We start from the raw sequence: 1262 nt of genomic DNA, 5'->3' as shown, positions 1-1262 counted from the left end.
CAGGGCAAGATCGCGAACGTTTTTCAGTCAAAAATAAATCGATTGCTCCGAAAGGATAGCTGTGATCTTATACTCTCTTTTTGAGAGAAAAAACCATGCACTTTGACATTTTCACCGAACATTTCTCTGAGATTGAAGATCCACGCCAAACAGCCAAAGTCACTTACCCTTTATTTGATATCTTGTTTGCCTCGCTGTGTGCTGTGATTGCCGGGGCGGAAGGTTGGAGTGATATTCAGGAATATGCCGAAGGTCATCATGAATGGTTTATAAAACAAGGCATGCTCAAAGAAGGCGTTCCTGTGGATGATACCATTGCCCGGGTTATCGCCCACATCAAACCCGAACAGTTTAATGCCTGCTTTATCAACTGGATGCAGTCAGTTCATCAATTGACTCAAGGGGAGTTGATCGCCATTGATGGCAAAGTATTACGTGGCTCGTACAACCGTGAAGACCGATATTCAACCCTCCATCTGGTGAGCGCTTATGCTACCGCCAACAAACTGGTTCTTGGTCAGGTCAGGACCCAACTAAAATCCAATGAAATTACCGCGATCCCTGAATTGATTAAGCTGTTGGAGCTAAAAGGCGCGCTTATTTCTATTGATGCCATGGGATGCCAAACCCAGATAGCCCAAGAAATTATTGATGCAGGGGCTGACTATTTGCTCAGTGTGAAGGATAACCAACCTACACTCCACCGTGCCGTTAAGGATGCATTGGCCAACCAGCTTTCAGTCCCCGCCAAAAGAGAAAAAGTGAAAATAGCGCAAGGGCATGGACGCATAGAAATCAGGGAAAGTCATATCATGAGCGCAGGCTCCTTGACAGCCCGTTTTCCGGAGTGGCCAGAATTAAAAACCCTCGGTGTTGTAGTCGGTTATCGACAAGAAAAAGGAAAGCCAGCCAGTTTGGAGTACCGATATTACATCAGTTCAGCGGCGTTAACGGAAGAAGCTTTTGCCCAGGCAGTACGCCACCATTGGCAAATCGAGAATAACCTTCATTGGGTTCTTGACGTCTCCTTTCGGGAAGATGATTGCCAAATCTACCGTAAACATGCGGCAGAAAACGTCGCAATATTACGGCGAATAGCCTTAAATATGTTAAAAAAAGAAGAAACAAAGAAAGATGGTAAGAAGCTAAGTATCAGAAAAAAACGTCAACGTGCCTGGATGAAAACCCGTTTTTTGGAGCAGATATTACAAGTGGGTTTTGCTGGTGTGGGTGAAATTTAAACATTCATGCGGTTGCCCTGG

At 45.0% G+C, this 1262-nt stretch carries 1 protein-coding gene; it reads left to right on the top strand.

The features are described from left to right. Positions 1-95: 95 nt before the first annotated feature. Positions 96-1241 carry an ISAs1 family transposase gene (locus tag AACX68_RS07580; protein WP_228860869.1) on the top strand — a complete coding sequence of 382 codons (1146 nt, stop codon included), beginning with the start codon at positions 96-98 and terminating at the stop codon, positions 1239-1241. The last annotated feature ends 21 nt before the right edge of the window (positions 1242-1262 follow it).

Source organism: Xenorhabdus sp. PB61.4 (genome assembly GCF_963894935.1).
In the GTDB taxonomy this organism is placed as follows: Bacteria; Pseudomonadota; Gammaproteobacteria; order Enterobacterales; family Enterobacteriaceae; genus Xenorhabdus; species Xenorhabdus stockiae.
This window is presented reverse-complemented; position numbering and strand designations above follow the sequence as displayed.